The sequence below is a fragment of the Paraglaciecola sp. IT1134 genome, assembly GCF_058068185.1.
This window is the reverse complement of record NZ_CM176486.1, coordinates 5,092,067-5,113,881: the sequence shown is the minus strand read 5'-3', so window position 1 is coordinate 5,113,881 and position 21,815 is coordinate 5,092,067. Positions and strand designations below refer to the sequence as shown.

Here is a 21,815-nt window from a genome sequence, read left to right as displayed (position 1 = left end):
GTTTATATAGAAAAAATTTTCCTATGGGCAGATTTGATAGCCACGGGACCCATAACAACCTGTTCAACCGACATTTACCGGTTTGTCAGTGTCACTTAGTGCGCCAACTAAATGTGGTAGTTCAATGTTTTGCTGCTGTTTTTTGGCGGCGAACCACAAGGTCATGAAATCTTTAAACAGCTTTTGCTCTATTTCAATAGCCCGTTCTGTGGGACAAAATATGGCAATGTTCACTTGCGAATCACCCACTTCCGATGTCGAAATACTGATATGCGGATCCGGGCCGGCGATTTTTACATCCAAGCGTCGTTCAATAGTTTGATTATAGCGAGTCGCCACATCGTGAAAGTCAGCGCAGTATGTCTGGGCATTTTTCATCAGCTCGTCGATAAATAGGTAGGGATTGACACTTTGATCCCGGGTGATCGTAAAATGATGAGTGGCATAGCGTTTTAGGAAGTTAAGATTTTTAATGGTGCTGGTGATCATGGCGTTGTTAGGAATAAACAGAGTCTTGCCCGTGTATTCATAAGTCTCAATATCCACTTCCAACAAGGTACTTTTTATCCAATCCGTTTCCGACACCTCACCAACCACATTACCCACTTGCACCCAGTCACCTATGCGAAACGGCCTGCTGGACGCCAAGTAGAAAAAGCCGATAACACATTGGATGAATTCCCGGGTAGCCAATACTATGGCCACCGCAAAAGCAGCAATGGAGAATGCAAATTGTTGTAATTCTCCAGCCCATAAGCTAAGCAATAACACTATTAACAGGAAATTAAGAAAATTCTTAATATTATTGACCAGATCGCGTTTGTCCTTACCTCTGCTTCTCGCTTGTTTGCGCACGATTTTTACCAGTACATATTTACTGGCCAGGGCAAAAAAGGTGACCAGCAGTGTGATCACCACTTTATTGCTAAGTAGTGCGAAGAGGAGGGTATTGGCGTTACCGAGAACTTGTGGAATATCTATGGTCATTGAAAGCTTCATATTGGCTGAGGGTGAGTGGCGGCTTACACCACAATTTTAACCTGTGGCCAGGGCTATTAGCGTGTAAAAACGCCCATTGGCCCGGTGAACACATTTACCCAAGTGACAAACATACGGTTTAATCGCAGGAGTTTATCACGCCTAGACGAGCCTCACATTTGCTAACTGGCAGATCAGATGACTGTTTTTGCCATTATTTTTTGCGCGAGTGCTGAATTTTAGGTTCCGGGCGATCGGTAAACTTGCCAACCGTTCTCCACTTGGCTCTGGGATTGATGATAGTGGGGCGCGTGAGGATCAGGTTGTTGGGGTAAACAATTATTTCTCTATCGTCAGTAATCAGTTTGGTGCTGAATAAGTTTATTTCAGAAATAAAACCTTCCACATAATTGTCCGCATCCAATACGCGAATAAAATTCCCCCGACGAAAGGAGGTTTGGGAGAGGATGAGAAAGTAGGCTGTGACGTTACTTAGCAATGACCAACTGGCAAAAAGCGCAACCCCGGTCAAGGTGATAATAGACGTCGATATAACCAGCAGACCACTAAAATCTATGCCCCAGGCGATAAGGATAACCGCAAAGGTCAGTATTCCAACCACGATACGTATCATATGATAGGCGCGTAATGCTTCTTCTGACTTAAAATTACTTTGATCGATCTTCTTTTCGATCTTTGGCAGGGTATATTTGGTGATGGCCACATATACCAGCAACATGATCGCTGTCCATATGAGACTCGCTACATATTGTCCCGACCAGGAAATGAGACCATTAAACCAAGTTGAATCAAACATTATTTGTTAAACCATTTTTGGGCAAAGACATCACTCCTTGCTGAGTTAAATATGCTGGACGGTGATCCTAGACCAAGGAATATTGACAAGTAAAGTCCTCCAGCCTAATAAGTGATGTTCCAGGGGTAACTGATACAGGCAACCTTTGCCTGAACTCCAAGTGATAGTCGGATTTACTATCAGATTTTTTACGAGGCTGTGAAATTTACTATTGCTCGTGTAAGATAAAATTAGTGTAAAAAATTTATCGTTTTCTTTAGTCTCGGCTCAAGGTTACCTCAACTGGACCTCCTAGTAGTATGAAAGATAATACTGATTCAGTCAGTGGATGCAGCGTAAAATCCTTTTTATTACCGATTTGTTTTATTGCCCAGCTGGTTTTTGGCATGTCACACGCATTGGCCCAGGTGTCATTTAAGATCCTTGATGAACAGGGCAACCCAGTGGCCAACGCCGTTTTAGGTGGCGCAGGGCTAAGCACAAAAGCGGATTCGATAGCGATTATGGACCAGATCAATCAGCAGTTTTCACCACAAGTCTTGCTCATTCAAAAAGATCAGTTTGTGGCGTTTCCCAACAGCGACGCTATTCGTCATCATATTTACAGTTTTTCTGCCCCTAAACCCTTTGAAATTCGCTTGTATCACGGTCAGGACTCGCCCCCGATGCAATTTGATAAAGCTGGGGTGGTGGTGTTGGGCTGCAATATTCACGACCAGATGGTGGGTTATATTTATATCGCTGACGATGAGATAACCGCAGTGACAGATGAAAATGGTCAGGCGACGCTAGCCGTCTCGGCCCAGGAATATAATATTTGGCACCCCCGATTATCAGCCAGTAATGCTGAACGCATAAGATATGTCCACCAGGGGGATCCTCTCACTTTGCAAACAGTAATACTCACATTACTGCCAGCCAAGGAAAAGAGTATGAAACGCAAGTTCAATGCTCGAAAATTTGGTTCAGGGGGCCAGTAGTTGGCCACCAGAACGTTAAACCAAAGCATATTTAGATTGGTAGTGGGCATTGTAATGCTGACCGCCCTGACGATACTGCTGAATGTTTGGACCGCCACCACTAAACACGCAAAAAACCAGTTAGATAGTGGTCTTGAGGTCGCTCAAAATGTGTTTGAGCAGGTGTTGTCTAGCCGAGAAAATCTATTATTTAATTCGGTCAGCGTGCTAACCGCCGATTTTGGGTTTAAACAGGCGGTCGCCACAGCTGATAAACCTACCATAGACAGCGCCTTATATAATCATGGTGAACGGATCAATGCGGATTTGATGGCGCTTATCTCTCTTGATGGTACAACTATTAGCAGTATTCCGGCGGCACTTGAGGTCGGTGAGCCATTCCCTTTCGCCGAGTTCGGTGAAAAAGTTGTGGCAACCGGCGGCGTCTCAACCTTGCTGCTAATCAATAAGCGACTCTACCAAATCATACTTTTGAGCATAGATGCGCCGAGGCCAATTGCAATTGCTTTGGTGGGTTTTGAGATCAATAACGAATGGGTGCACCAATTGCGAAATGTTACCCAACTGGAGACCACTATAAGTGTGCAGGCACAAGGAGTGGATACCTTCAGGATCAGTACTTTGGCTGAAAAAGATATGGAAGCAGCTTTGAGCCAGGAAGATCAACAATTGTCCTGGTTATCCCTAATTGTGATGAATGATGTGCCCTATGTTTCACGGCAGTTTGTGTTGGCTGATGAGGCCAATTTCAAGATTAGGATCACCTTGTCCAATGATGTAAATACTTTGTTTGCCGAATTTAGGGGCTTACAATTGCGGATCACGCTTATTGCCCTGCTGGCGATAGTGTTGGCCTTGTTGTTTGCCGCACTTTTTTCTCGCAAAGTGGCCAAACCTCTGGTTGCTTTGGCGGCCATCGCTCAGCGGATATCAAAGGGAGACTACGCAAAGGAAATAAGTACCGATTCTAGTTCAATAGAAGTCATCAACCTTGCCCAATCATTACAATCCATGCAGACCAATATCCGTCAACGTGAAGAAAAAATCCGTTACCAGGCCCAACACGACATTCTTACCGGCTTAAATAACAGATACAACATCGAAGTGTTACTGAATGAAAAATTCGGCCAAAATTGCCCGTTTTTAGCCGTAGGCGTCAATATTTCCGGTTTTCGCGGCATTAATGATGTATTTGGTTATCACAATGGTGATCTTTGTTTGCAGATCATGGCTAAACGAGTCGCGGATATGCATGGCCTAGCAGCTCGCTTGGCTGGCGGTGAGTTACTTTGGGTGCCGGATAAGCCGATTTCCTCACACCAGCTTGCTCAGTTTAAAGAGTTTTTAGAACAACCCATAGACACAGGTGAGGCAACTATCAATGTCAAAGTGGCCATTGGTGTGTTGCGCTGTCCCAGTGATGCGACAAACACCGAGGAGCTATTTCGGCGCATGAATATAGTGTTGGATGAAGCTCAGATCAGTGATCAACTTATACTCAATTATGATCCCGAGTTTGAGCAACACTACTTGCGACGGTTATCTATTATTGCCGAATTAAAAACTGCGCTTACGGATCAGCAACACGAACTGAGCCTGCATTATCAGCCTAAACTGGATTTACTCACCGGTAAGGTGACCCAAGTCGAGGCCCTGCTGCGGTGGAACAGTGCCTTGTTAGGTTTTGTCTCACCGGAAGATTTTATCTCCATAGCGGAACAGGCTGGTTTTATTGGCAAGATCACCGATTGGGTTATTAAACAGGCGATTGAGGACGCAGTAAAGCTACGCGACCTTGGCATAAAAATCAGTATTGCGATTAACTTGTCGGCCAAAGATGTATTGGACCAAGCGTTACTACCGCATATTTTATCCCTTATGGCCGCACAGCAGCTGAATTGTACGGCCTTGTCTTTTGAAATGACGGAAAGCGATTTGGTGATGGAGCCTGATAAGGCCATTAGCCAACTGCAAGCATTTCGAGCGCAGGGTTTTACCTTGGCAATTGACGACTTTGGCACTGGTTATTCATCCATGTCTTATCTAAAAAATCTGCCGGTTACCACACTCAAGGTAGACAAGAGTTTTATTATGCAACTGGACACACAACAAGGGGATCAAAAAATCGTCAAAACGGTTATCGACCTGGCCCATAGTTTTGGCTTGGATGTGGTCGCTGAAGGCATTGAAAATCATGCAACTCTGCTATTGCTGCGCGATTGGGGTTGCAACCTGGCCCAGGGGTATTACATGAGTAAACCATTGCCTTTTGACAAGCTCCTGTTGTGGCAGTCACATCATCAAAATACAAACTGGTGGTAAAAATGAAGTCTAACTTTAGATGGCGGTGCTGGTGGGCAGCCCTGATCCTGGTGTTCAGTGCCCCCGGGATCTTTGCTCAAGACGGTAAATTGATAGGCACAGTGGGTTTGATCCAGCTCGAAGGAAGTGGTGGCGGTGGTATCGTACCCTGGGCAACGCTATCAGGTTATGACAGTCGTGACCAAGTGTCGGTAAGTGCTGTGGCCACAGACGTGGATGTCGATGACTATCGACTTAATGTACTGGGGATAAGCGCTTCTTTTTATGATCGCCTTGAATTAAGTTTTGCTCAGCAGCGATTTGATTTAAAAGATGCAGGTGTGGCGATAAAACAGAATATTTATGGCGCCAAGTATCGACTTTATGGCGATGTGGTCTATTCAGATTGGCCACAAATCAGCCTGGGTTTACAACACAAACAACTTGCTGACCAAACAATATCCAGAGCTGTGGGCGCAGATAAAAGCGGTAGCGGAACGGATTTTTATCTGGCGGCAACTAAAGTGCATTTAGGGGCCGTGGCCGGTTACAACGCGGTATGGAATTTAACCGCCCGGGCCACCAAAGCCAACGAAATGGGGTTGTTGGGATACGGTGGCCTGGAAAACGATTCTTATCAGCTAATGCTGGAAGCATCCGCCGGTATTTTGTTTTCCCGGCATATGGCGGTTGGCATAGAATATCGCCAAAAACCCGATAATTTAGGGTTAGGCGAAGACGACTGGAGCGATATATTCGTCAGCTATATGCCAAGCAAAGCGTTCAGTGTCACTTTGGCCTGGGCAAATTTAGGAAAAATTGCCGGCGCAGATGGCCAGGATGGTATGTACCTTTCGCTCAATGGACAACTTTGGTAATGAACATGAAAACGCTATTACGTGTTATCTTGCCGCTTATTTTTATGAGTTTAGTTGCCTGCAGCACTACCTCGAATGATAGCCTGTATGCCCAGTTAGGGGGGCAGACAACAATCGAACAAGTGGTTGACAATTTTATTCACGAGATTGAATTTGATGCGGTCATATTTGCATACTTTAAGAACTCAGACGTCGACCGATTCCGTGAAAAACTGGTTGAACATCTGTGTCAGTTAACCGGTGGACCTTGTGACTATACTGGAGACACTATGGCGCAAGTACATGGGGGCATGAATATTTCAGAGGCTGATTTTAATCGCGGTGTGGATTTATTTATCAATGCCATGACTAAAGCGGATATCCCTCATCGCCAGCAAAATAAAGTATTGGCAATATTGGCCAAGACACGCAAAGAAATGTTGTATTTATAGACGCCGGTGATGTTAGGCGCGCCGAGCTTTGTACGCCGCACGGCGAAGCTGCGCTCGAAGAAATGGAGTTAGCGGGTGATTCAACATAAATAGTGCAGGCTCTTCGACGCCATCCATGGCGTCTGGGTCCCGCCGAACCATCCGACGGTTCGTCGCACGCGGCGCGTCGTTCTGTCGGGTGCCGCGCACTGGGCGCCGAGCGTCGGCCGCTGAATCCAGCTTCACCCAACCATATAGGTGCCGGTGCCAAAGGCGATGTGCACCCCTTCTTCGTTGTGTAATTCCATGCGGCACACGGCAACCTTTTTACCTTTGCGTATTACCTCTGCGGTAGCTATAAATTCTGTGCCCTTGCCCGGGCGTAAATAATCCACACGCATATCTATGGTACTCACATTGGGCAGTTTTCGTTGAAAATCCTCAATACTCAGTCCCTCAATATCTTTAACGGCATACAGGACCGCCATCAGGCCGCCTACCGTATCTAAAATGGCCGCGGTTACCCCACCGTGCAAAATTTTATGGATGGGATTGCCCATGAGTTTGTCATTCCAGGGTAAGCGGATCACCGCCTTGTCTTTACCCAGTTGCTGGATCTGAAGACCGAGTAATTGATTAAAGGGCATGTATTGGCTGAAAAGTTGGGTCACGTGCTGGGCGAGCTGTTGGGAGTCCAAGGGAAGGCTGGTAGACATAAATGTCCTTTTTTATTCATGTGCACCCAATGTGGCGAATTTATTCGAGCTTGGCAAGTGAATACACAAGTAAAAACACGTAAACTCTCGGCCACTGTTAACTGCCCGGAGCTGCAATTTTTTGTCCCATCCCCATCCCAATCCCATTGCGACACCTGTCCTTGCTAATGCAAATCTAGTCCAGCAAGCCTATCAGGTGTTAGATACCACCTTTGGTTACAAAACATTCCGCGACGGACAGGAAGAAGCCATCAGCCATATACTCAATGGCCGGGATTGCCTGATCTTGCTTCCCACAGGGGGGGGGAAATCTTTGTGTTATCAAATTCCAGCTTTGGTTCTGGAAGGGGTGGCCATAGTGGTTTCTCCGCTCATTGCCTTGATGAAAGATCAGGTTGACGCACTGGTGGCCTCTGGCGTGAGTGCGGCTTACATCAATTCGAACCTCAGCCCACAGGAAATGCATAACGTATATCGTGGTATGCAAGACGCAAAATACAAACTGATTTATGTGGCCCCAGAGCGTTTGATGCAATTCGATTTTATCCAGCGTCTACAAACATTAGCCATCAGCTTGTTTGCCGTCGATGAGGCCCACTGTGTGTCCCATTGGGGCCATGATTTTCGTAAGGAGTATCGACAGCTTGGTCGGCTCAAAGAGCATTTTAGTCATGTGCCTATGGTAGGCCTCACAGCGACTGCAGATTTGGCCACCCGCAGTGATATTTTGCAACAGCTTGACTTGCAGGATCCTTTTATCTTTAAGGGCAGTTTCGATCGGCCCAATATCCGTTATAACCAGTTGATCAAATATAAAGCTACAGACCAGGTGATCCAGTATGTACGCCAGCAAGACGGCAGTGGCATCATTTATTGCAACAGTCGCAAAAAGGTAGATGAACTCAGCCTGGCCTTGGCAAGACAAGGTGTGAGTTGCGCCGGTTACCATGCAGGCCTGGAAGGGCCAATAAGGGACAAAATTCAACGTGACTTTATTCAGGATAATATAGACGTCATAGTGGCCACCGTGGCATTTGGCATGGGTATTAATAAATCCAATGTACGTTTTGTGGTGCACTTTGATTTACCCCGGAGTATTGAGGGCTATTATCAGGAAACGGGCCGTGCTGGCCGCGATGGCATGCCAGCTGAGGCATTGTTATTGTTCGATGAAAAAGATGCGGCCAGGATCCGCCAATGGATAGGCATGGGAGATAACCCGGGGCGGCTCGATATCGAATTGCAAAAATTCGCTGCCATGGAAGCTTTCGCCGACGCACAAACCTGTAGGCGCCAGGTGTTACTTAACTACTTCTCGGAATACTCGGCCCAGCACTGTGGCAACTGTGATATTTGCCTGGACCCGCCTAAACGCTTCGACGGCACCATAGACGGACAAAAAGTATTGTCCTGTGTCTATCGTTTGCAACAAACTGTGGCCAGCCAATATGTCATAGACGTGTTACGCGGAAAAAAGTTAAAGCGCATCATCGAACAAGGCCAGGATACCTTGAGTACCTTTGGTATCGGCAAAGAACAGTCGGACGCTTATTGGCATAATATTATCAATCAGCTTATTCATCAGGGTCTATTGCGCATCGATATCACCCAAAACGCAGTGTTAAAGCTGACCGAAGCGGCCAGGCCTCTGTTAAGTGGCGGACAGGGTTTAACGCTGGCAGTACCACGGCTGAGTATCGATTCCGCCAAAAAATCCAAACTGCAAGAGCTGACGTACGACAGAGTATTGTTTGCCAAGCTCAAACATTTACGCAAGACCCTCGCCCAGCAAGAGGATGTGCCACCCTTTGTAGTCTTCAGTGATGCCACACTGGCGGAAATGGCCAATAAACTACCGCAATCTGCAGCGGAGTTTTTACAGGTCAATGGAGTAGGGCAAACCAAGTTGGAACGTTATGGCAGCCAATTTATCGCCGCTATTACGGTCTATTCTGCCCCGTGAAGCAAGTGTATTGCCCAACAGAGACCTTTACTAATTAACCACTTTTGCCGCATACTACTAACCTGTATTTGAGGATAAATGTGCCCTATCTGTGAAAGTCGTCCCGCAAAAAAATTCAGACCGTAAGGTCGAAAAATTAAAGATCCCGCCGCATTCCATCGAGGCAGAGCAGTCTGTACTTGGGAGTATGTTGATCTCGCCGGATTCTTGGGACAAGGTGGCGGAAGTAGTGGTCGAAGAGGATTTCTACAACCGCTCTCATCAAACCATTTATCGTGCGATCCTGCGTTTGTTGAAAGCCAATCAACCGGTGGACCTGATCACGGTTTCAGAAAATCTGGAAAACCTGGATGAGCTGGAAGAAGCTGGTGGGTTTGCTTATCTGGGGGAATTAGCCAAAAACACCCCCAGCGCCGCTAACGTGACGGCTTATGCCCATATCATCAAAGAACGGGCTGTGACCCGTGAACTGATCGGTGTGGCCCACGAGATCGCCGATGTTGGTTATAACCCAGAAGGCAGGGATAGCGGCGAAATTCTTGACATGGCTGAGAGCAAGGTCTTCGAGATTGCCGAAAAACGCACAGGTAAAAATGAAGGTCCACGCAGTGTGGAGATGGTACTGAGCAAAACCATCGACCGTTTGGAAGCTTTAGTAAAAAGTAACAAAGAAGTCACTGGGGTCTCTACCGGGTATACGGATCTGGACAAAAAAACCAGTGGTTTGCAGCAATCTGATCTGATCATAGTGGCGGCTCGGCCATCCATGGGCAAAACCACCTTTGCCATGAATCTGTGCGAAAATGCCATGTTGTTAGAAGAAAAGCCTGTTCTGGTGTTTAGTTTAGAAATGCCCTCGGAACAGATCATGATGCGGATGCTTGCCTCGCTTAGCAGAGTGGATCAAACCAAGATCCGTACGGCGCAACTCGATGATGAAGATTGGGCACGTATGTCAAACACTATGGCCATGCTCAAGGATAAAGATAACCTGTACGTCGATGATTCTTCGGGTTTGACACCCATGGATGTGCGAAGCCGTGCTCGTAAATTGGCCAGGGATAAGGGCGGTATTAGCCTTATTATGATTGATTATCTGCAACTGATGCGGGTGCCTAGTCTGAGTGAAAACCGGACCTTGGAAATAGCTGAAATCTCTCGCTCACTCAAATCTCTGGCGAAAGAACTGGAAGTGCCCGTCGTGGCTTTGTCTCAGTTAAACCGGGGCTTGGAGCAACGTGCCGACAAACGGCCAATCAACTCAGACTTGCGTGAATCAGGCTCTATCGAGCAAGATGCCGATTTGATCATGTTTATCTATCGAGACGAAGTATACAACGAAGCCAGTACAGAAAAAGGCATTGCGGAAATCATTATCGGCAAGCAACGTAATGGGCCTATAGGTACTACACGTTTAACCTTTCAGGGGCAATTTTCACGTTTTGATAATTACGTGGGGCCAGCGATAAGCGATGATTATTAAGCAGTGTCCCGTCCTCGATGTGTAAACACATTGAGGACGGGACACTGTGATGTTAAAAAAAAGGAGATGCATGGCATCTCCTTTTTTTGTTTATATCGTGTTGTAAGTAAAGATTATTTCGTTACTGTTTCACGTTTGGAAGCCGCTACTCTTGCTACGATGCGACGGTTGATCTTGTTAGCTTCTTTAGCTGTAGGTGCGTCTAATAATTTAGCCTCACCGAAACCAACAGCCGTAATACGCTCAGCCTTAATACCGTACTCTTCGATTAACAAAGTGCGCACTGCTTTAGCGCGTTCTTCAGACAACCACATGTTGTAGTCAGCTTCACCTGGCGCTGATGCATAACCTTCAACCACTGTGTCAGTTGACGGATAACGTTTCATGAAAGCGGCAAATTCTTTGAATTTGTCTGTGTCATGGCCATTCACTTTTGCACTGTTGTTACCAAACAATACTTCCAGAGTTTCAGATACTTCTACTTCAGTAAACAAGCTACAGCCGGTTGAATCTACTTGGTCACTAGATGGTGTATTGGCGCAGTTGTCGCGATCGTCTGGCACACCATCGTTATCTGAGTCACTTTGGGTCATAGTTGCTTCTTCAATCGCACAACCCATAGCATCGACTGTAACACCTGGTGCAGTACCTGGGCACTGATCTATGCTATTGCTGACACCGTCGTTATCTGAATCACGGGTAACGGGGCTTGACGTTGACGTAGCACCAAAGCTATAAGCCAAACCTAATTTAGCACTGATATCATTATAGGCTTCACCAAAATCATGAGTGGCAGCCACTTCAGTGATCACGCGCCATTTATCATTGATAGTCCAATGTTTACCTAAACCAATATTTGCCAGACGCTGACTGTCACCTAGATCCAAGTGTTTTACACCACCAAAGATGTACAGCAAATCATCAGGTAGGAAATACATGGCATCAACACCGATGCGGTTGCCGGACTCATCTGACCCACCAGGAAGCGCATCAATGTCCAGGTGTGACCACTCTAATCTAGCCGCCCACTGAGGCTTGAAGCGAAAACCAACTTCTGCACCCAAGCCAGCACCATCATCATAATAAGTTGGAAAACCTGATTTTGCATTATCCGTCTTATAATATTCAGCGAAGCCTGCAACCCATTTGTCGCCTTCAGGTGCTGATTGTGCAAATGCACTACCCGTAAAAGCAAGTAGGATACCCATGGCTGTCATGGTTTTTTTCATGATAAAAGTCCTTAATGTTGTGTTAGTTATTTGATATCGACGACTGGTATGCAAGGCCTGATACCCAATGTAGTTATAGTGTGTAAATATTTTATTGACCGGTAACTGTTGCAATCAGATAACGGTTACTCGCGCTATTTCTATGCTCTCCTAAATAAATTCCCTGCCAAGTACCTAGCGCTAAGCTCCCTTTACATATAGGGATTGTCAAATTGCAGCCAAAGATACTTGCTTTTATATGTGCAGGCATATCATCCGAACCCTCGAATTTATGCAGATAGTATGCCGCATTTTCAGGTACGCTCTGATTAATGTGACTCTCTAGGTCTAGCCTGACTGTTGGATCGGCATTTTCATTAATTGTTAAACTGGCGCTTGTATGCTGAATAAACAGATGCAACACACCGGTATTTATTTTATCTATAATAGCTAATTGATTCACTATTTCCTGGGTAATTATATGAAATCCACGACTTTTTGCAACAATACACAAACGGGATTGGTGCCAAATCGGGTTTTTATTTATCAAAACACATCTCTAAGAAAGCATGTCCATTTGCACTGGCGAAGGGCATGATCATTTTGTGACCGCTGGCAGTGTGGCTCAGCGTATGATCTTTTCCTGACACTACCACGGGGGTAGCCATGCCAAAATCATAACCAAGCTTGCTCAGATCTTTTTTTGCGCCTCCACAAATCATATTGGTAATTTCACCCACCATGTCGCTCACATCTTCATTAATGTCCTCATGAGTTTCGCCGAGCATGTTATGCATGATATGCAGGGCCAATTGTTTGTCAAAGGTAATAGACAGCGAGCCACATACTTCATCCCCAACCATACCAATAAGGCCTGAAACATCACCTTTAGCCAGGGTGGTGGTCTTTTTTTGCGGTTTTCCCGGGGTCAACTCAATTTGTGCCATCATGCTTAATACATTGCGCAGAGCTGCAATAAAGGGATTGATAAATTCGGCATTCATTGGTGTATGATTTCCATTTTTTTAAGAGAAATTGATTAATAATTTAATTGTATTATTGACAGACTGAGCAGGTGCCATGGGCTTCGATGGTCTGTTTCGATACACGAAAACCATAGGATTCAGCCTGTTTATCCAAGGTTTCCTGCAAGCCTTGGGACTGAATTTCTTTGACCAGGCCACAGGTGTCGCAAATGAGGAACTGCACCGGATGACTGCATCCAAAGTGGTGGCAGGCGACAAACGCATTGTTCGATTCCAGCCGATGGATGAGGCCAAATTCAAGTAAAAAATCCAGGGTGCGATAGACAGTAGCGGGTTTTGCATTGGTCTCGGTTTCTTTGAGGGTATCGAGTAAATCATAGGCGCCCACGGCGCCAGCTTTGGCCAATAATAATGCATACACCTTTTCTCGTAGGTGCGTAAATCTGGCACCTTTACCCTCGCAATAACTGCGTGCTTTTTCTACTTGTGGACCAATACTCATTTTGTGTGTAATTTACCTTCAAATATAATCAGCCCTAAATTTGGCATTTAATCTCAGTTAGTGCAATAAAATAACCGGATTGAGACAGGCCAGTATATCACCCCTGAGTCTGGCTTTACATCAATAGTGTATTGATATAGCTCATTAAATTTCCTGGTCGAAATGCACTTTGAAGCTCAACATATGTGGCAAGACTAGTTGATTATATGCCCGCCAGGCACATTTACGTTATTTTCAACGGACTATCCTAGTCAAACACCGCTCATATTACTGATAAAAGCGTCCACAGCGCATGTTAAGATTTAAAAATGGGCATCAAGGCTCTACCACTTTTGTGTTAAGGGACACAGCAAGAGACTAATAAGGTGTTGTATTAAACCATTATGATAAACCAGAATGTTGAAATCAGACCCGATCAAGAGGCCGTTTGGCTTATCTTTGTCGCTGAAAAACTGTTAGCAAATGTTGCTCAACCCACTCCCATAATAGGTAGTTGGGCTAACTTGTCGTTTGCCCATGCTTATCGGGAGCAAATAGTGCAGATCGGCAGTTACGCGGGCAAGCCCTGCTACCTAATCGATATGGGTAACGAGTGGGTAGAAGAACCGGCTTTTCAAGCCGTGAATCTCAGGACTATGTTAATGCAGTGCGAAGCTAACTTATTCGAGGTGGCTGCAAGAGCCTGGCAGGTAGCCCTATTTTTGCGTACTCATAGATTTTGCGGCCAGTGCGGCTCCACAATGCAAAGCATTGACTGGGAAATGGCCGTGCAATGTTCCCGTTGTCACCACCGCTGCTACCCGCGGATCTCCCCCTGCATCATAGTCGCCATTGCTCATGAAGATAAAATCCTGCTTGCCCAGGGCAAGCCGCAAAAAGAGCGAAATATGTTTTCTACCCTGGCTGGTTTTGTCGAAAGCGGAGAAACCTTAGAGCAAGCGGTACATAGAGAAGTCATGGAAGAAGTCGGAGTGCGCATTAAAAACTTGCGTTATTTCTCCAGCCAGCCCTGGCCGTTTCCCCATTCTTTAATGGTTGGTTTTCTGGCGGACTTTGCTGGGGGTGAAATTGAAGTGGATGGCCACGAAATTCTTGAGGCTTATTGGTTCAAACATGATGACTTACCCCAGATCCCGCCTAAATTTTCCATCGCCGGTAAACTTATCCAACATACCGTGACAGAAATTGAACGAGGGGTAAAAATTAATCCCTAAACATAAAAAACCCCACGTTTAGGTGGGGTTCGAATATTTTAGCGTCTAAGTCTCGTTTTTTCGAGTTTCTTATTATTAGTTTGCTTTCGCAACATTGTTATAACAGACATTGCGTGAATGTTGCAAGTTTTTACAATATTTGAGTGGAATTGTCATTCCTTGAAACAGCAAAAAAGATACAATGGCGGCTTTTTGGCCTAGGGCTGGCTGGCATATTTGACGAACAGAGGAAAACAATGCAAGAACTAAAGAATGACAGATATTTGCGGGCGCTAATGTGTCAACCCGTGGATGTTACGCCAGTGTGGATGATGAGACAGGCAGGGCGTTACTTACCTGAATACAAAGCAACACGTGCCCAAGCAGGAGATTTTATGTCTCTGTGTAAAAATGCTGAGCTGGCCTGTGAAGTAACCTTACAGCCACTGCGCCGTTTTGAACTGGATGCCGCCATCTTATTTTCAGATATTCTAACTATTCCCGATGCAATGGGACTGGAACTGTATTTCGAACAGGGTGAAGGGCCTAAATTTGCTAAACCGCTGACTTGTCTGGCCGATATTCAAAATCTGCCTAACCCCGATCCGGAGCAGGAACTGCAGTATGTGATGAACGCGGTGCGCACCATTAGCAAAAACTTGCAGGGACAGGTGCCTTTAATAGGTTTTTCTGGCAGCCCCTGGACACTGGCAACCTATATGGTGGAAGGTGGTTCAAGCAAGGCCTTTACCAAAATCAAGAAAATGGCGTTTAGTGACCCCCAGGCGCTGCATTTATTGTTGGATAAATTAGCCGATTCGGTGATTTTATATTTGAATGCACAAATAGCGGCAGGGGTCCAATCCGTTATGGTATTCGATACTTGGGGCGGTGTCTTGTCGCCACGGGATTACCGGGATTTTTCATTGCAATATATGCATAAAATTGTCGATGGTTTGACCCGTGAAAACGACGGTCGCCGGGTACCTGTTACCTTATTCACTAAAAATGGTGGAATGTGGTTGGAGTCTATAGCCGCAACAGGTTGTGATGGCATAGGACTGGACTGGACCATTGACATTGCCGATGCCAAAAAACGTGTCGGGGATAAAGTCGCCTTGCAGGGCAATATGGATCCCTCCATGTTATACGCACAGCCCGAACGAATAGAACAGGAAGTGCGCACTATCCTGGCCGGATTCGGCAGTGGTCCTGGACACGTTTTCAATTTGGGCCATGGTATACATTTGGATGTACCACCTGAAAATGCCAAAGTATTTGTCGATGCAGTGCACAAATTCAGTGCGCCTTACCATCAGGGCTAACGCAAGGCATGGTAGCTATTAAAAAGGCAGCTTAATACTAACCCGCTGCCTCTTTAATCCGCTGCATCCAATGTCGTTGCTTTTTAACTAATCTGGCGTGTAGTGGTGACGCCAGTGTCTACAAGCTAGCTTCTAGACCTATTGATATATCTCGTTCAAATATGTGGCCATACGAATGCCGGCCATTTGCAACCTGCGTTTTATTTGTGGCAGGTGTTGATAAAGATAATCCCATGAGATCTTCTCTTCTTGGGGATAGAGTTCTTCACGGATCTTAATGCTTTCAGCTACCCAAATCAGCGGATCCAACACGCTCCAGGCAGTGATGTCTTGTTGACTGATTTTGCGGCTTAACTGAGCTGTCCACTCGGTATATGACAACTGACGCTGGTCAAGCATTTCGCTGTCCCACACACGATGCAGGTTTGACTCTTTCCAGAAAAAGTTGATTTTGACATCATTTCCCCCTTTATCGGTGCCGTTACCACTGTGCAGCGGTTGGTGTAAATCGCCAATAATGTGTATCACAAAACGCAGCGCCAATTGTTTCTGTTCAATGGATGCATCGGGATCCTTAAGGGTAGCGGTAAACATCTTTAAAGCGGTTACGGCATCCCCTTCCTCAGGTGCGCCTACTTGTGAATAATCTCTACCCGCAGGTACGGTTATATAGTGAAAAGGTTCAGCGGTTTTTTGCCAAAATTCAGCTGGACTGGAGCGCATCTCATCGGCATAAGTAGAGGCTTCGGCTAGATCTTCTTCTGGCAATAATGCGTCAATAGCTGCCTGGGCCTGGGGTGTTAAATGACGCTCGGCGATGGCGCCTGTCACCCTATGCCCGGTCTGGCCCCAGGAAAATGCGTTTAGACTGAAGGTCGAGGCTAGTAAAACAAGTAGTATTTTTTGCATAGTGTTGTCTTATATAATTGTAGGTAAGATGCGCCGGTATGGCGCATAGCTAAACATGATGATTACACTAAAGCGACAGCTGCTCTAACAAGCGCTGATGGATACCGTCGAAGCTGCCATTGCTCATGATTAGAATGTGATCCCCTGGTTGCACATAAGAGAGTATGGATTTTTCCAGTACTTGCATGTCCTTGTGTAAAGATGCAGTCACCTGGCTTTTTGCCAGTAAAGTTTCCATTGACCAATTCAAGTTAGTCGGCTGGAAAATAAATACCTGATCCGCCAGAGACCAGGAATCAGCGAGCGTCTCTTTATGCACACCCATTTTCATGGTGTTCGAGCGGGGTTCGAGCACAGCCAGGATCCGTGCATTGCCTACTTTGGCACGTAATCCCTCAATGGTGCTGGCGATAGCCGTGGGGTGGTGAGCAAAATCGTCATATATGGTGATATCTCTGACTTTGCCAATTATTTCCATACGCCTTTTAGCGTTGATAAATTGACCTAAAGCTTCAATTGCTACCTGGGGTAATACCCCAGCATGGCGGGCTGCGATAACAGCCATCATGGCATTATGCATATTGTGTTGTCCAAGTAACGGCCACTTGACCCGGCCAAAACTCTCACCTTTAAACACGACGTCAAACTCACTGCCGTCTGGCACAGGAGTACCAATTTGCCAGTCACCCCCGACAAACTGCACCGGTGACCAGCAGCCCATGTCTAACACCTTGGTCAGGTTTTTATCCTGTTTAGGGGCGATAGCCAGACCGTTGTTCGGTAACATGCGCATCAGGTGATGAAACTGTTTTTGAATATCACCTAAATTACTAAAAATGTCTGCATGGTCAAATTCGAGGTTATTTAAGACTAACGTGCGCGGCCGGTAATGAACAAACTTGGAGCGTTTATCAAAAAATGCACTGTCATACTCATCCGCCTCAATAACAAAAAAGGGGGTGTCACCCAGGCGGGCCGATATAGCAAAGTTTTGCGGTATACCGCCGATCAGGAAACCCGGAGACAAGCCTGCATAGTCCAAGATCCAGGCTAACATACTGGCGGTACTGGTTTTGCCGTGTGTACCGGCCACCGCTAAGACCCATTTTTCTTTAAGCACATTCTCCAATAACCACTGGGGTCCGCTGGTGTAAGGTATATTGCTATCCAAAACATATTCTACTGCGCTATTACCCCGGGACAGGGCGTTGCCAATGACCACTATATCGGGTTGGGGGTCAAACTGACTGATATTGTAACCTTGGGTAAGCTCGATACCCAGTTCTTGCAGTTGGGTACTCATTGGGGGGTAGACGTTGTTGTCTGAGCCGGTAACCTGATGTCCCATGGCTTTGGCAATCGCCGCTATGCCGCCCATAAAGGTGCCGCAGATACCTAAAATGTGTAGATGCATAAACTCAATTCGCAGTGACAATTGGCCCTAGGTTACCAGATACAAAACCGCTAACCCACTGACAGGCTAATAATTTTGTCGTTAGCCGATAAACAATTTGCTATCTATGCTTTATTCATGGATTTTGGAGCTGAGTTTTATGTTTAATCCGGTTACAATCATTAACGTTCAATAGAGTGACAACAATAAAAATACCAGTCACCTGAAACCCTAACCTTGCTGCATTTTGCAGCTGTTTAGGTCACCCACTGTCCCTACAATCTAGACATAAGGTCAAACAAGAAATGAAAAGACTCAATTCTCAACTTCAAGAAGATGGCGCCCCTATGGAGCTGATCCTGCTGTTAAGAACATTATTAGCTGGCTGCAAAGAAATCTCATTCAGGGTCAGTCAAGGTGCATTGGCGGGTGTGTTAGGGTCGACTTTGAGTGAAAATGTGCAAGGGGAAACGCAAAAAAAACTGGACGTGATTTCTAACCAAATCCTCAAAGACATTCTCAGTGAGTCTGGTTATGTCAAAGCCATATCATCCGAAGAAGAAGACGAAGTGGTGCCCTGTAATCCTAACGGCAATTACCTGGTGAGTTTTGACCCGCTGGACGGCTCGTCAAATACCGATATCAATAGCTTGATTGGCACTATTTTTTCCATTACGCACGCCCCCCAGTGGATGGATGCAGATGATCCCTCGGCATTTTTGCAACCGGGTACTCAAATTGTGGCGGCGGGTTACGTGCTTTACGGGCCCTCTGCCATGTTAGCCATGACCACGGGCCGGGGCACGCATTTGTATACCCTGGATAAAACCCATGGTGGCTTTTTGTTAACCCAGAAAAATGTCCAGGTTCCTCAACAAACCTCTGAATTTGCCATTAACACCTCCAATCAACGTCACTGGGAAACACCGATCCAAAACTATGTCGCAGATCTTATTGCTGGTGAAGACGGACCTCGCGAAAAAGATTTCAATATGCGCTGGGTGGCCGCTATGGTGGGAGATATTCATCGAGTTCTGAGTCGTGGCGGGATCTTTTTATACCCCTTTGATAAACGTAATCCTGAAAAACCCGGGAAATTACGTTTGCTGTATGAAGCCAATCCGATGGCATTTTTGATGGAACAGGCAGGCGGCTTAGCGTCTACCGGACAGGGCCGGATAATGGAAGTGATGCCAACGGAGATACATCAGCGGGTGCCGGTTATCTTAGGCTCAAAAGAAGAAGTGGAGACCTGTCTGCGTTATTACCAGTAACGTTTATCGGGTCAAATAAATCGTAAAAAGGCGCACACAGTGGCGCCTTTTTAGTGCCTAAAATTGAAGAGAATAGTAGCCTTGTGCATCTTTTTTACCAAAAAACTGAGCCGCCTGATGCACTTCCAGCGGAAGATCAGGATCAGGTTTAAAACGGCCGCTGATATTGAAGGTTAAATCCGCCGGCACACGGGCCACGGCACTTAAACCAAATCGGTTGGGCTCGTTAACGGTCAGTACTATTTCCTGATTGACACAGCTCAAATCGGCCTCAAAATTGCCGAGAATTATCGGCTGGTCGTTACCCTGGACTTGGGCTTTTAACCACTGGCCCTTACCGGTTAGTATTTGACAATGTTGGCTATAATCCAATGATTGCACAACGAGTTTAAAACGACCGCTGGCATTCACTGCTATGGGTAACGGTAGGCTGGCAATCACCCAATCCGTGGGAAGATAAAGTTGTAAGTCGTCAGCCTGCAGGTGGTCCTTGGCAACTGAAATATCTCCCTTTATGGATATTTCTTGGTTATTGCGAATATTACCGCCATCGATGGACGCATGCACGGTACCAGTTAGCAAGGGCAAAAACGCCAGGTGCCAGGATAGTTGCTCAATGGGCAAGCCGCGGATGAGTAGCTGCTGGGCTTGTCCGTTCCAAATGGTGCCTGATACACCATGGAGTTGAATATCCTCAGGCAGGGACAAGCGCGCCAATACCTGTACCGCAGGTAACTTGATAACGAGAAACATAACATATGCTAGCAGGCACAATGCGCCCCATTTCAATACTGACTTCATGATTTCCCTAACTTTAAGCGCCGTATTTTAATATGACCAGGTACGTTCGCTTCGGCAATATCGAGATCCAAAATGACGATCCCCATTTTTTCCAATGCCTGTAACCAGCTTAAAACGTCATTAAACGGGGCCTGATCGACCCAAACTTGCAGCTCTTCTCCTTGGGGTTGCATGCGGCTAATGGCGATGTTTATCCGGGCAGCAGTTTGATTGACGGCTTGCGGCAGGGAGCCGCTAAAGTTGTCCGCCACGCCTTTTGCGCTGCGTAATTGTACCGCTCTAGTCGCATTTTTTTGCACCCAGCTTAATAATTGCTGTTGTTGTTCAACGGCTTTGCGGTTCGATGCGATCGATTGGTTCAGTGGTGACCACACTAACCAGTAGAATAGGCCTATCACTACGACTATGAGCGAAAGCAGCACCAGGCGTTGCTCACGCTCTGTTAACTGGCTGTATTTTTGTTTAATTTTATTCACCTTAGCTCCTGATCAACAATGAACCGATAACCTGGTTATCCCTGTTGTTGATGGCACCTTGCTCAACCACAAAACCACTGGCTTGAGCAAGACGTATAAATTGCTCCAAGGCCTCGAAGTCAGCGGCCATGGCTTGCAGACGTAGCTCTTTGCGCATGGCATCAAACTTGATCGTGGCGGGTTTGACCTGACTTTGTTCGAATGCATTGGCCAGTTGAGTCATCATGCCTAACATGGAGGATCCCCCCCCCCCTTGTTCCAAGGCAATTAACTTGCTGCGCATGGTGGCTTTCACGTCTCTATAAGGACCAGCATTAGGAAACGCTCGTTTGAATTGGGCGCTGATCTGTTCGCTCAATGCCCCGCGCTGGACGCTAAGTTGCTGCTGCTGGATAACTTTGTCGACTAAGGTGGTAGACAGGGCAACAATTGCCAGTGCGGCTGCCAACCGCCATTTTATCAAGGAGCCGCTGCTTTTCTTGCTGGGTTTGAACTGCCCTTGCAACAGATTAAAACTCGCATTAGTGGCACCCTTTGCCAACACCTTCATTGGCATGTCCAGGGGCTGTTGTTGTATAATGACATGATTTAGCTCACCCAGAGACAAATCAGTATGATTTTCTATGTTTAGTGGAGCTCCTTGCTGTTTGGCATAATGATTGACAGCCTGGATTAGCCAACTCTTTTCCCCTTGCAAACCACTCCATTGATTCTGACGGATCAGCAAATGTGGGCCTAACTGCAGTATCGCCCATCCATCTTGCGCTTGAGGTAGAGCCAATACGTCCGGCAGTAGGCAGTCGCATTTAAGACCAGCCTGGTGCATGATCCCTAACCAACTTTGCAACTTTTCTTTATTGACAACAGCAACCGCTTGTTCGCCGTCCCTTTTAGGACCAAGGGCAAAAAATTGCAAGGCGATATCGCCGCTGATTTCATCCTCAAGTATAAAGGGAATAGCACTTAGGGCCTTGCGACTGGCTTTGTTAGGTAAACTGACCCATTTTAGTAATACGTCGCTGGTAGGAACCAGGGCGATAATGGGACGTTGGCCGGCCCGATCACTCAAGGTCGCCAAATGTTCGGCTCCAGGTAGTTCTCCGCTGGCGATGACGTCGTCCAGCTGACTTGACCACACTATCCAGTGGATCTCATCATCTGGATTTGATCCTAATCTAACTACTAATTGTTCCATTATACTGGCTGCCCTGATGACTCGGTA

The 21,815-nt window shown here is 46.3% G+C and carries 21 protein-coding genes; 9 read left to right on the top strand and 12 right to left on the bottom strand.

All coding sequences use genetic code 11. The features are described from left to right. Positions 1-63: 63 nt before the first annotated feature. Positions 64-987 (bottom strand): mechanosensitive ion channel family protein, encoded by a 924-nt coding sequence (locus AC3RV5_RS22405; protein ID WP_489729772.1) that lies wholly within the window; start codon positions 985-987, stop codon positions 64-66. 205 nt (positions 988-1,192) lie between these two features. Then, positions 1,193-1,795, bottom strand: coding sequence for a mechanosensitive ion channel domain-containing protein (locus AC3RV5_RS22400; protein ID WP_489729771.1), 603 nt, complete (start codon positions 1,793-1,795; stop codon positions 1,193-1,195). 299 nt (positions 1,796-2,094) lie between these two features. Here AC3RV5_RS22400 and AC3RV5_RS22395 point away from each other — a divergent pair, with 299 nt between their 5' ends. The 4 genes from AC3RV5_RS22395 to AC3RV5_RS22380 are packed head-to-tail and all read left to right on the top strand — an operon-like array spanning position 2,095 to position 6,385. Next, entirely contained in the window at positions 2,095-2,775 is a 681-nt protein-coding gene (locus tag AC3RV5_RS22395; protein WP_489729770.1) for a cupredoxin domain-containing protein, read from the top strand. Further along, positions 2,776-5,097, top strand: coding sequence for a putative bifunctional diguanylate cyclase/phosphodiesterase (locus AC3RV5_RS22390; RefSeq protein ID WP_489729769.1), 2,322 nt, complete (start codon positions 2,776-2,778; stop codon positions 5,095-5,097). Between the two features lie 2 nt (positions 5,098-5,099). Then, entirely contained in the window at positions 5,100-5,954 is an 855-nt protein-coding gene (locus AC3RV5_RS22385) for a DUF3034 family protein (protein WP_489729768.1), read from the top strand. Between the two features lie 5 nt (positions 5,955-5,959). Beyond that, on the top strand, positions 5,960-6,385 hold the full coding sequence (locus tag AC3RV5_RS22380) for a group I truncated hemoglobin (protein ID WP_489729767.1): 426 nt from the start codon (positions 5,960-5,962) through the stop codon (positions 6,383-6,385). Between the two features lie 221 nt (positions 6,386-6,606). On the opposite strand, the gene AC3RV5_RS22375 is transcribed toward AC3RV5_RS22380, so the two are convergent. After that, on the bottom strand, positions 6,607-7,080 hold the full coding sequence (locus tag AC3RV5_RS22375) for a thioesterase family protein (RefSeq protein WP_489729766.1): 474 nt from the start codon (positions 7,078-7,080) through the stop codon (positions 6,607-6,609). 145 nt (positions 7,081-7,225) lie between these two features. Here AC3RV5_RS22375 and recQ point away from each other — a divergent pair, with 145 nt between their 5' ends. After that, positions 7,226-9,043 (top strand): DNA helicase RecQ, encoded by a 1,818-nt coding sequence (recQ, locus tag AC3RV5_RS22370; RefSeq protein ID WP_489732236.1) that lies wholly within the window; start codon positions 7,226-7,228, stop codon positions 9,041-9,043. Between the two features lie 91 nt (positions 9,044-9,134). Further along, a complete protein-coding gene (gene dnaB, locus AC3RV5_RS22365) occupies positions 9,135-10,526 on the top strand; it encodes a replicative DNA helicase (protein WP_489729765.1) in 1,392 nt (463 codons plus the stop codon). A 113-nt stretch (positions 10,527-10,639) separates the two neighbouring features. Here dnaB and AC3RV5_RS22360 read toward each other — a convergent pair whose 3' ends face one another. The 4 genes from AC3RV5_RS22360 to AC3RV5_RS22345 form a co-directional block, all read right to left on the bottom strand. Further along, positions 10,640-11,755: an OmpA family protein gene (locus tag AC3RV5_RS22360; RefSeq protein ID WP_489729764.1), complete on the bottom strand. Its 1,116-nt coding sequence runs from the start codon at positions 11,753-11,755 to the stop codon at positions 10,640-10,642. A 91-nt stretch (positions 11,756-11,846) separates the two neighbouring features. After that, positions 11,847-12,284 (bottom strand): secondary thiamine-phosphate synthase enzyme YjbQ, encoded by a 438-nt coding sequence (locus AC3RV5_RS22355; protein WP_489729763.1) that lies wholly within the window; start codon positions 12,282-12,284, stop codon positions 11,847-11,849. Continuing rightward, positions 12,274-12,738: a chemotaxis protein CheX gene (locus AC3RV5_RS22350; RefSeq protein ID WP_489729762.1), complete on the bottom strand. Its 465-nt coding sequence runs from the start codon at positions 12,736-12,738 to the stop codon at positions 12,274-12,276. Before AC3RV5_RS22350 ends, AC3RV5_RS22355 begins: the two co-directional genes overlap by 11 nt. A gap of 52 nt (positions 12,739-12,790) precedes the next feature. Further along, positions 12,791-13,222 (bottom strand): transcriptional repressor, encoded by a 432-nt coding sequence (locus AC3RV5_RS22345; RefSeq protein WP_489729761.1) that lies wholly within the window; start codon positions 13,220-13,222, stop codon positions 12,791-12,793. A 383-nt stretch (positions 13,223-13,605) separates the two neighbouring features. Here AC3RV5_RS22345 and nudC point away from each other — a divergent pair, with 383 nt between their 5' ends. After that, on the top strand, positions 13,606-14,436 hold the full coding sequence (gene nudC, locus AC3RV5_RS22340; RefSeq protein ID WP_489729760.1) for an NAD(+) diphosphatase: 831 nt from the start codon (positions 13,606-13,608) through the stop codon (positions 14,434-14,436). Between the two features lie 236 nt (positions 14,437-14,672). Then, positions 14,673-15,740, top strand: coding sequence for a uroporphyrinogen decarboxylase (gene hemE / locus AC3RV5_RS22335; RefSeq protein WP_489729759.1), 1,068 nt, complete (start codon positions 14,673-14,675; stop codon positions 15,738-15,740). 138 nt (positions 15,741-15,878) lie between these two features. On the opposite strand, the gene AC3RV5_RS22330 is transcribed toward hemE, so the two are convergent. Together AC3RV5_RS22330 and mpl are read right to left on the bottom strand one after the other, a co-directional pair. Further along, a complete protein-coding gene (locus tag AC3RV5_RS22330; RefSeq protein WP_489729758.1) occupies positions 15,879-16,649 on the bottom strand; it encodes a S1/P1 nuclease in 771 nt (256 codons plus the stop codon). Positions 16,650-16,716: 67 nt separating this feature from the next. After that, entirely contained in the window at positions 16,717-18,063 is a 1,347-nt protein-coding gene (gene mpl / locus AC3RV5_RS22325; RefSeq protein ID WP_489729757.1) for a UDP-N-acetylmuramate:L-alanyl-gamma-D-glutamyl-meso-diaminopimelate ligase, read from the bottom strand. A gap of 284 nt (positions 18,064-18,347) precedes the next feature. On the opposite strand from mpl, the gene AC3RV5_RS22320 reads away from it, so the two are divergent. Beyond that, positions 18,348-19,316 (top strand): class 1 fructose-bisphosphatase, encoded by a 969-nt coding sequence (locus AC3RV5_RS22320; RefSeq protein ID WP_489729756.1) that lies wholly within the window; start codon positions 18,348-18,350, stop codon positions 19,314-19,316. 57 nt (positions 19,317-19,373) lie between these two features. On the opposite strand, the gene AC3RV5_RS22315 is transcribed toward AC3RV5_RS22320, so the two are convergent. Genes AC3RV5_RS22315 through gspL form a run of 3 tightly spaced genes read right to left on the bottom strand, consistent with a single transcriptional unit; the run spans position 19,374 to position 21,788 of the window. Next, the gene (locus AC3RV5_RS22315) at positions 19,374-20,117 is read right to left on the bottom strand and encodes a type II secretion system protein N (protein ID WP_489729755.1); all 744 of its coding nucleotides are present in this window, start codon (positions 20,115-20,117) and stop codon (positions 19,374-19,376) included. Then, positions 20,114-20,593: a type II secretion system protein M gene (locus AC3RV5_RS22310; protein ID WP_489729754.1), complete on the bottom strand. Its 480-nt coding sequence runs from the start codon at positions 20,591-20,593 to the stop codon at positions 20,114-20,116. Before AC3RV5_RS22310 ends, AC3RV5_RS22315 begins: the two co-directional genes overlap by 4 nt. 1 nt (position 20,594) lies before the next feature. After that, the gene (gene gspL / locus AC3RV5_RS22305) at positions 20,595-21,788 is read right to left on the bottom strand and encodes a type II secretion system protein GspL (protein ID WP_489729753.1); all 1,194 of its coding nucleotides are present in this window, start codon (positions 21,786-21,788) and stop codon (positions 20,595-20,597) included. Positions 21,789-21,815: the final 27 nt, after the last annotated feature.

Excerpts from the sequence above, each read along its gene's own strand:
- AC3RV5_RS22400 (WP_489729771.1), bottom strand. The coding sequence starts at position 1,795 with ATGTTTGATTCAACTTGGTTTAATGGTCTCATTTCCTGGTCGGGACAA.
- AC3RV5_RS22380 (WP_489729767.1), top strand. The coding sequence starts at position 5,960 with ATGAAAACGCTATTACGTGTTATCTTGCCGCTTATTTTTATGAGTTTA.
- AC3RV5_RS22375 (WP_489729766.1), bottom strand. The coding sequence starts at position 7,080 with ATGTCTACCAGCCTTCCCTTGGACTCCCAACAGCTCGCCCAGCACGTG.
- AC3RV5_RS22330 (WP_489729758.1), bottom strand. The coding sequence starts at position 16,649 with ATGCAAAAAATACTACTTGTTTTACTAGCCTCGACCTTCAGTCTAAAC.
- mpl (WP_489729757.1), bottom strand. The coding sequence starts at position 18,063 with ATGCATCTACACATTTTAGGTATCTGCGGCACCTTTATGGGCGGCATA.
- AC3RV5_RS22360 (WP_489729764.1), bottom strand. The coding sequence starts at position 11,755 with ATGAAAAAAACCATGACAGCCATGGGTATCCTACTTGCTTTTACGGGT.
- AC3RV5_RS22345 (WP_489729761.1), bottom strand. The coding sequence starts at position 13,222 with ATGAGTATTGGTCCACAAGTAGAAAAAGCACGCAGTTATTGCGAGGGT.
- AC3RV5_RS22395 (WP_489729770.1), top strand. The coding sequence starts at position 2,095 with ATGAAAGATAATACTGATTCAGTCAGTGGATGCAGCGTAAAATCCTTT.
- gspL (WP_489729753.1), bottom strand. The coding sequence starts at position 21,788 with ATGGAACAATTAGTAGTTAGATTAGGATCAAATCCAGATGATGAGATC.
- hemE (WP_489729759.1), top strand. The coding sequence starts at position 14,673 with ATGCAAGAACTAAAGAATGACAGATATTTGCGGGCGCTAATGTGTCAA.
- AC3RV5_RS22405 (WP_489729772.1), bottom strand. The coding sequence starts at position 987 with ATGACCATAGATATTCCACAAGTTCTCGGTAACGCCAATACCCTCCTC.
- AC3RV5_RS22350 (WP_489729762.1), bottom strand. The coding sequence starts at position 12,738 with ATGAATGCCGAATTTATCAATCCCTTTATTGCAGCTCTGCGCAATGTA.
- AC3RV5_RS22315 (WP_489729755.1), bottom strand. The coding sequence starts at position 20,117 with ATGAAGTCAGTATTGAAATGGGGCGCATTGTGCCTGCTAGCATATGTT.
- AC3RV5_RS22320 (WP_489729756.1), top strand. The coding sequence starts at position 18,348 with ATGAAAAGACTCAATTCTCAACTTCAAGAAGATGGCGCCCCTATGGAG.
- nudC (WP_489729760.1), top strand. The coding sequence starts at position 13,606 with ATGATAAACCAGAATGTTGAAATCAGACCCGATCAAGAGGCCGTTTGG.
- AC3RV5_RS22385 (WP_489729768.1), top strand. The coding sequence starts at position 5,100 with ATGAAGTCTAACTTTAGATGGCGGTGCTGGTGGGCAGCCCTGATCCTG.